General features: G+C 64.8%; 7 protein-coding genes. 6 read left to right on the top strand and 1 reads right to left on the bottom strand.

The window, feature by feature from the left end:
• Positions 1-9: 9 nt before the first annotated feature.
• The 4 genes from QD208_RS15195 to QD208_RS15210 are packed head-to-tail and all read left to right on the top strand — an operon-like array spanning position 10 to position 3,992.
• A complete protein-coding gene (locus QD208_RS15195; protein ID WP_279837350.1) occupies positions 10-1,356 on the top strand; it encodes an FAD-dependent oxidoreductase in 1,347 nt (448 codons plus the stop codon).
• Positions 1,353-2,171 (top strand): DUF1365 domain-containing protein, encoded by an 819-nt coding sequence (locus tag QD208_RS15200; RefSeq protein ID WP_279837351.1) that lies wholly within the window; start codon positions 1,353-1,355, stop codon positions 2,169-2,171. The genes QD208_RS15195 and QD208_RS15200 overlap by 4 nt, the downstream gene beginning before the upstream one ends.
• A gap of 10 nt (positions 2,172-2,181) precedes the next feature.
• Positions 2,182-3,465: a cyclopropane-fatty-acyl-phospholipid synthase gene (locus QD208_RS15205; protein ID WP_279837352.1), complete on the top strand. Its 1,284-nt coding sequence runs from the start codon at positions 2,182-2,184 to the stop codon at positions 3,463-3,465.
• Between the two features lie 2 nt (positions 3,466-3,467).
• Positions 3,468-3,992, top strand: coding sequence for a DUF2878 domain-containing protein (locus QD208_RS15210; protein WP_279837353.1), 525 nt, complete (start codon positions 3,468-3,470; stop codon positions 3,990-3,992).
• Between the two features lie 5 nt (positions 3,993-3,997).
• On the opposite strand, the gene QD208_RS15215 is transcribed toward QD208_RS15210, so the two are convergent.
• Entirely contained in the window at positions 3,998-5,836 is a 1,839-nt protein-coding gene (locus tag QD208_RS15215) for a GGDEF domain-containing phosphodiesterase (protein ID WP_279837354.1), read from the bottom strand.
• A 297-nt stretch (positions 5,837-6,133) separates the two neighbouring features.
• On the opposite strand from QD208_RS15215, the gene fabA reads away from it, so the two are divergent.
• Positions 6,134-6,649 carry a 3-hydroxyacyl-[acyl-carrier-protein] dehydratase FabA gene (fabA, locus tag QD208_RS15220; RefSeq protein WP_043334808.1) on the top strand — a complete coding sequence of 172 codons (516 nt, stop codon included), beginning with the start codon at positions 6,134-6,136 and terminating at the stop codon, positions 6,647-6,649.
• 13 nt (positions 6,650-6,662) lie between these two features.
• On the top strand, positions 6,663-7,880 hold the full coding sequence (gene fabB, locus QD208_RS15225; protein ID WP_043334810.1) for a beta-ketoacyl-ACP synthase I: 1,218 nt from the start codon (positions 6,663-6,665) through the stop codon (positions 7,878-7,880).
• Positions 7,881-8,025 lie beyond the last annotated feature (145 nt).

Here is an 8,025-nt window from a genome sequence, read left to right on the forward strand (position 1 = left end):
TGGAGTGGCATGAACACGACAACGACCTACGCGACAGCGCCTCTACCCCGCCAGCGCATTGCCGTCATCGGCAGCGGCATCAGCGGCATGTCAGCGGCCTATTACCTGAGTCGCAAGCATGAAGTGCATGTCTTCGAGTCAGCCGAGCGCCTGGGCGGCCACACCGCCACCATGGATGTGCAGTGCGCCGATGGCAGCGACTGGGCCATCGACACCGGCTTCATCGTCTTCAATGACCGCACCTACCCGCATTTCCAGCGCCTGCTGGAACGTCTCGACGTGGCCTATCAGCCCACCGAGATGAGCTTCTCGGTGCACACCACCGCCGAGGACTTCGAGTACAACGGCCATACCCTGCTGTCGCTGTTCGCCCAGAAACGCAACCTGCTGCGTCCGCGCTTCTATCGCCTGCTGCGCGACATCCTGCGCTTCAACAAGCAGGCTGCCGCCGATCTGGACGATGGCAAGCTCGCCGAGGGCGCGACCCTGGGCAGCTACCTGGATGCCAATGGCTACTCGCAGGTATTCCGTGAGCATTACCTGCTGCCGATGGGCGCGGCGATCTGGTCCGCCAGCATCGCGGACATCGCGCAATTCCCGCTGCTGTTCTTCGTGCGCTTCTTCCGCCATCACGGCCTGCTGTCGGTCAATGACCGCCCACAGTGGTTCACGCTGGTCGGTGGCTCGCGCGCCTATATTGCACCGCTGACCGAAGGCTACGCCGAGCGCATTCGCCTCAACAGCAAGATCACCCGGGTCCTGCGCGACGCCGACGGCGTGACGCTTGAGCATGCCGATGGCCGCCGTGAACGCTTCGACCAGGTGGTGATGGCCTGTCATGCGCCGCAGGCACTGGCGCTGCTCGGCGATGCCAGCGAGCAGGAGCGCGCGGTGCTGGGGGCGATCACGACCCAGCGCAATGAGGTGGTGATGCATACCGACACCTCGCTGCTGCCCAGGCGCAAGGCGGCCTGGGCGAGCTGGAACTACCGCCTCGATGGGCGCGACGACGCCCAGCGGGCCAGCGTCACCTACGACATGAACATCCTGCAACGCCTTGGTGAGCGCGAGCACCCGCCCCGCGAGACCTTCTGCATCACGCTCAATGACAGCGACGCGATTGATCCCGCTCGGGTGCTGGGCCGTTATGCCTATGACCACCCGCGCTTCACGCTGGCCGCCGAAGCCGCCAAGGCCCGCTTCGAGGAGATTTCCGGTGTTCAGGCAACCCCGAACGGCAAGGTCGGCCACACCCATTTCTGTGGCGCCTGGTGGCGCAACGGCTTTCACGAGGATGGCGTATGGAGTGCGCTGCGGGTCGCCGAGGCACTGGGTGCGCGCGAGGCAGACGATTGAAGGCGCCCGCCAGCCGCATTGGTTATGGCACGCTGCGCCACCGTCGCCACGCGCCGCGCCAGCATGCCTTTCGCTATCGCGTCGCCATGGCATGGCTGGCACTGGATGAGTTGCCGGCACTGATGGCCGGCAAGCGTCTGGTGAGCGCCAGTCACGCCGCGCCACTGGCCTTTCGCGACAGTGACCATCTGCCGGCCGCGGTCCACGACATTGCCGATGGCCCACTTGAGGAACGGGTGCGCGCCGCCTGCCAGCGCGAGCTTGCCCGCAATGGCGATCACGCGCCGCTGCCGCAGGGACGCATCTTTCTGCTGACCCAGCTGCGCCACTTCGGGATCGGCTTCAACCCGATCCGCCTCTATTACCTCTATCACGCCTCAGGCCAGCTGGGCGCCGTGCTCGGTGAGGTGACCAATATCCCCTGGGGGGAGCGCGTGCTGTATGCCGCCCGTACGGACCCGCAGCGTCGCATGCAGGCGGCGCAGTTCGACAAGCGCATGCATGTCTCGCCCTTCATGCCGATGGGCATGCGCTATCACTGGCGCTTCAACGACCCCAGCGCGGATGAGCTGTTGCTGCACATGGAAAACCACCCCCTCACCGGGGATACGGCGCGGAAAGCGCAGCACTCGCTGTTCGATGCCAGCCTGAGCCTGCATCTGGAACCGGCTACCCCGCGCGCCTTTCATCGCCTGCTGCTGCGTTTCCCCTGGATGACGCTCAAGACGGTCGCAGGTATTCATTTCGAGGCGCTGCGTCTGGCGCTCAAGCGCGTGCCGATCTTCGACCATCCGCGCTCGCCGTCTTCATCATGAGGAACTCATCATGAGCCAATTCGAACCCGCTCCCCCCACACTGGCCACGGCCCGGGCACCGGCGGACCGCCTGACGCGGCTGCTGCGGCCACGCCTGCTGCGCATGCTCGACAAGCTCGAGGGTGGCAGCCTGACGGTGCTGGAAGGCCGTGAGCGCCACGTGCTGGGCAAGGGCGGCGCGCGCAACGTCACGCTGCGTATCCATGACTCACGCGCCTGGCGGCGCATGGCACTGGGTGGCACCGTCGCGGCGGCGGAGGCCTACATGGATGGCCAGTGGGAGACGGATGATCTGGTCGGGCTGGTGCGCTTGTTCGCCTACAACCTCGAACAGGTCAATGACTCGGTGGACAGCGGGACGTCGCGCCTGTCCAAGTGGGCGCTGAGCGTCGCCTACGCGCTGGCGCGCAATACGCTGGCGGGTTCAAAGCGCAACATCTCGGCGCATTACGATCTCGGCAACGACCTCTTCGAGCTGTTCCTCGATCGCGAGCACCGCATGTATTCCGCGGCGGTGTTCCCCTATCCCGAAGCAAGTCTGGAGGCGGCCTCGACCCACAAGCTGGAGAAGCTGTTCAACCTGCTGGAACTGGGGCCACAGCATCACCTGCTGGAAATCGGCACCGGCTGGGGCGGGCTGGCGATTCATGCCGCAAGAACACGTGGCTGCCGCGTGACCACCACGACCATTTCCGATGAGCAGCACGCCTATACCCAGGCGCGCATCGCCGCGGAAGGTCTGGAAGATCGCATCACGCTGCTCAAGGAAGACTACCGAGCACTGGAAGGCCGCTTCGATCGCATCGTCTCGGTGGAGATGATCGAGGCGGTCGGCCATCAGTATCTGCCGACCTATCTGAAGACCCTCGAGCGCCTGCTCGAGCCGGCAGGCCTGATCGCGCTGCAGGCCATCACGATTCGCGATCAGCGCTTCGTGGCCGCCAGCCGCGAGATGGACTTTATCAAGCGCTACATCTTCCCCGGCGGCTTCCTGCCGTCCCATGCGGCGATTCTCAGCGCCATGCAGCAGGACACCCAGCTGAACCTGTTGCAGCTCGAGGATATCGGACTGCACTACGCCGCCACGCTCAAGGCCTGGGGGCAGCGCTTCGAGGCGCGTCTCGGGGAGGTCTATGCGCAGGGCTACGACGAGCGCTTCGTGCGCATGTGGCGTTACTACCTGGCGTACTGCGAGGGCGGCTTCCGCGAGCGCACCATCGGCACCTGTCAGCTGCTGCTGGGGGGGCCGGGGGCACGTCCGGTCCAGGCGGGGCTCCAGGATTGGGACGCCTGAACATGCTGTCCGAGCGCCCTGGAGCACTGCTCAATGCCGGGCTTTTCCAGCTCGGCTGGTTCTGCTGCGTGCTGGGCGGCTCGACGGTCGCCCTGCTGGCCACGCCGCTGATACTGGCCGTGCATCTGTGGCTGATCGTGCCGACGAGTGAGCGCCTGCGCGAGCTGCGCTGGCTGGCCGCCTTCGTGGCGCTGGGCATGGTGGTGGATGGCAGCCTGTCACTGGCCGGTGGCTACACCATCACCTCGGACACGCCTGACTGGGCGCACTGGCTGCCCCTGCCTGTCTGGATGTGGTGTCTGTGGCCACTGTTCGCCAGCACGATCCATCATGCGCTGCGCTGGTTGTGGCAGCGGCCCTGGCTTGCGGCGGCTGGCGGTGCCATCAGTGCCCCGCTGTCCTATTACGGCGGGGCGCAGCTCGCCAATGTGATCCTCGCCGACTGGCTGCTACCGGCGCAGGCGCTGATCTGGGCCGGCTTGTGCCTGGGCATCGCACGCCTTCATGGCCATGCCGAGCGCGCCTGAGCGCCTCAGGCGGCCTTGATGGCCAGATTGCCGGCCTCGTAGCCATTGAGCCGCTCGATGACCTCCCCCGCGGGTGCCGGCCGCGAGAAGTAGAACCCCTGGATCCAGCCGCAGCCATTCGATACCAGATATTCACGCTGTTCGGCGGTCTCGACGCCTTCCGCGATCATCTCCATGCCCAGGCCCTTGGCCATCGCCAGCACCGCCATGGTGATGGCGGCATCCGCACGCTCGCCGGGCAGACTGCGGATGAAGGCGCGGTCCAGCTTGAGCTTGTCCACCGGCAGGTCCTTCAGATAGGCGAGTGACGAATAGCCGGTGCCGAAGTCATCCACCGCGATCTGGTGGCCGCGAGCGCGTAATGCCGCCAGGCGCCGTGAGACGTCGCCGGCACGCTCATCCAGCAATACCGATTCCGTCAGCTCCAGCCCGATGGAGCTGGCAGGCACGTCATACTCCATCAGCAGGCCCGCCAGCGAGGCCTCAAAGCCACCCTGGATCAGCTGCAAGGCCGAGACATTGACCCAGATGCACAGGCGGTGACCGGCCCGCCGCCAGCTGGCCTGCTGCTGTACTGCCTCGCGCAGCACCCAGTTGCCCAGGCGCAGCATCAGGCCATGGCGCTCGGCCAACGGCACGAATTCGGCCGGTGAGATGGCACCCCGCAGCGGGTGCTTCCAGCGCAACAGCGCCTCGACACTCGCGACCTTGCCGGTGCTGGCGTCGTGCTGACATTGATAGTGCAGCTGCAATTGCCCCTGGCTCTCGATGGCGACCCGCAGGTCATTCGCCAGCCCCAGCTGCAGGTCACCGCCCGCATCCAGTGCGGGCTGGAAGCGCATATCGGTATTGCGGCCATGTCGCTTGGCGGCATACAGAGCGCTTTCCAGGCGCTGCATCAGCACATCGGCGTCAGCGCCATCCTCCGGGGCGCGGCAGCTGCCGATCGACAGCGCAAGGTGCAGCGCCTGATCGCCGATCTCGAAGGGCTTGGTCAGCACCTGACGCAGCTCATCCACCCAGGCGGTATGCTCGCCACCCGCCGTGGAGCGCAGAATCACGAATTCGTCGCCGCCGATGCGCCCCACCACGCCGCCCCGCGCCAGCGCCGTCAGACGCTGGGAGAACTGCTGCAGCAGACGATCGCCCCCTTCCGCGCCCAGGGCATCATTGATGCTCTTGAGCGCATCGATATCGATCAGTGCCAGGTCCATCGCCTCTTCGGCGCGCAGGCCATTGAGGCGACTGACCAGCAGGTCGCCCAGCCGTCGGCGATTGGGCAGGCCCGTCAGGGCATCTTCCAGCCCCAGACGCTGCAGGTCCTGCTCGCGTGCCTTGTGGCGGGTGATGTCGGTAAAGAGAGCGACATGGAAGACGTCGCCGCCCTGCTCGATACGGCGTGCCCGCAGCCACTCGGGGTATTCATCCCCCTGCTTGCGCCGGTTCCAGACCTCGCCCTCCCAGTGGCCATTGACCTCGAGCGCCTGGCGATAACGGGCGTGAAACTCCTCGTCATGGCGCCCGGAAGACAGCAGGGAAGGGTTGCGGCCAATGATCTCTTCCGGTGCGTAACCGGTGATATGACTGAAGGCAGCGTTCACGGCCAGCACCCGATTGTGGCGATCACTGATCACCAGACCATCACTGCTCAGGTGCACGGCGGCTTCCAGCAGCTGACGATGCAGCAGCTGGCGACGACGCTGGCGCGCGATGTCCAGACCCGCCAGTACGGCGGGCAGCAACGCGGCAAGACGCAGCTCGAGCCCCGGCAACCAGGGCAGCGCTGTCAAGGCAACGAGCGCCCCGATGATCAGGGGCCGATTGAAGTGGGCTTGCGGCCACATAAGCAGCTCTCGGTGGAAGGGGTCATCGGGGATGATCCTGCATTTGCAGGCAGCGAGCCACTCTCGGCACGGCTCCAATGGATTGCGACCGATGCCGGCAAAGGGGATCCCGCGCGAATCACACACTAGCTCCTATCGACCACTTTCCCCCCAGCTGTAGGACTTATTTGCACCCGCCCTTGCTGCCCTTTAGTCTGGCCCCCACGTGCATTCAGGGGTGCCAGCCATTAGACTAGCCCCATTCAGGCGCTCAGGTGCCTCGTACGGCATTACCATCCCGCTACTCGGAATGACTCAGTGACCAAGCAACACTCCTTTACTCGCGACGAGCTGCTGGCCTGTGGCCAGGGCGAACTCTTCGGCCCGGGCAATGCGCAACTGCCTGCTCCCAACATGCTGATGCTGGATCGCATCACTCACATCAGTGAGGAAGGCGGTAGCCACGGCAAGGGTCAGCTGATTGCTGAGCTGGATATCTCTCCGGACCTGTGGTTCTTCGACTGCCACTTCCCGGGTGATCCGGTGATGCCGGGCTGCCTGGGCCTCGATGCCATGTGGCAGCTGGTGGGCTTCCACCTCGGCTGGCTGGGCAATCCGGGCCGTGGCCGCGCGCTGGGCTGCGGCGAGGTCAAGTTCTCTGGCCAGGTGCTGCCGACCGCCAAGAAAGTGACCTACACCATCAACATCAAGCGAGTCATCACTCGCAAGCTGATCCTCGGCATCGCCGATGGTACAGTGACAGTTGACGGTCGCGACATCTATCAGGCCAACGACCTGCGCGTCGGTCTGTTCACCTCCACTGCGAACTTCTGAACGGGAGGCTCCCATGCGTAGAGTGGTAGTCACCGGGCTGGGCATTGTTTCCTGCCTGGGCAATGATCGCCAGCAGGTCCTGGAATCGCTCCGCGAAGGACGTTCTGGTATCCGCCGCAAAGAGGAATACGCCGAGCTGGGCTTCCGTAGCCACGTGGCCGGCGTTGTCGACATCAATCTCGAAGACCACATCGATCGCAAGCAATTGCGCTTCATGGGGGATGCTGCGGCCTATGCCTACATCTCCATGGCGCAGGCGATTGCCGATTCCGGTCTCACCGAAGAGCAGGTTTCCCACGAGCGTACCGGCCTGATCGCCGGTTCCGGTGGCGCTTCCTCCGCGAACCAGGTCGAGGCCGCAGACGTGATGCGCGCCAAGGGCCTGCGTCGCGTCGGTCCCTACCGCGTCACTCGCACCATGGGCTCGACCGTCTCTGCCTGTCTGGCCACGCCGTTCAAGATCAAGGGTATCAACTACTCGATCTCCTCGGCCTGTGCCACGTCTGCCCACTGCATCGGTAGCGCCGTGGAACAGATCCAGCTGAACAAGCAGGACATCGTGTTTGCCGGTGGTGGTGAAGAAGAGCACTGGACCCTGTCCTGCCTGTTCGACGCCATGGGCGCCCTGTCCACCAGCTACAACGACACGCCGGAAACCGCGTCGCGTCCGTACGACAAGACCCGTGATGGCTTCGTCATCGCTGGCGGCGGCGGCATGCTGGTACTCGAGGAGCTGGAACACGCCAAGGCACGCGGCGCGAAGATCTACGCCGAAGTGACTGGCTATGGCGCGACCTCCGATGGCCACGACATGGTGGCACCGTCCGGCGAAGGTGCAGCACGCTGCATGCGTCAGGCGATGGCGACCGTGAATGGCGATATCGACTACATCAACACCCACGGCACCTCGACGCCGGTGGGCGATGTGGCCGAGCTCAAGGCCATCCAGGAAGTCTTCGGCGCCGCCAGCCCGGCAATGAGCTCGACCAAGTCGCTGACGGGTCACTCGCTGGGCGCCACTGGCGTGCAGGAAGCCATCTACTCCATGCTGATGATGGAGAACGACTTCATTGCCGCGTCTGCCAATGTCAGCGAGCTGGATGACCGCGCCGAAGGCCTCGACATCGTCACGACCCGTCGTGATGGCGTCAAGATCGACCGTGTGCTGTCCAACAGCTTCGGCTTCGGTGGCACCAACGCCTGCCTGATTCTGGAACGTTTCCAGGACTGATCCAGCACGCGTTCAGCAGACATGCAGTCTGCAGATATGCGCTGGTGTGAGACACGAAAAGGCCGCCCTTCGGGGCGGCCTTTTTGGTGGCTGTGTCCCGTCCTGAATATAGTTGACACGTTCTGACCTATCTTTAGGGAGAGCG

This window comes from Cobetia sp. 29-18-1 (genome assembly GCF_029846405.1).
Taxonomy (GTDB): Bacteria; Pseudomonadota; Gammaproteobacteria; order Pseudomonadales; family Halomonadaceae; genus Cobetia; species Cobetia amphilecti.

What these genes read in the sequence shown, in the direction of transcription:
- QD208_RS15195 (WP_279837350.1), top strand. Translation starts at nt 10, where the DNA reads ATGAACACGACAACGACCTACGCGACAGCGCCTCTACCCCGCCAGCGC.
- QD208_RS15205 (WP_279837352.1), top strand. Translation starts at nt 2,182, where the DNA reads ATGAGCCAATTCGAACCCGCTCCCCCCACACTGGCCACGGCCCGGGCA.
- QD208_RS15210 (WP_279837353.1), top strand. Translation starts at nt 3,468, where the DNA reads ATGCTGTCCGAGCGCCCTGGAGCACTGCTCAATGCCGGGCTTTTCCAG.
- QD208_RS15215 (WP_279837354.1), bottom strand. Translation starts at nt 5,836, where the DNA reads ATGTGGCCGCAAGCCCACTTCAATCGGCCCCTGATCATCGGGGCGCTC.
- fabB (WP_043334810.1), top strand. Translation starts at nt 6,663, where the DNA reads ATGCGTAGAGTGGTAGTCACCGGGCTGGGCATTGTTTCCTGCCTGGGC.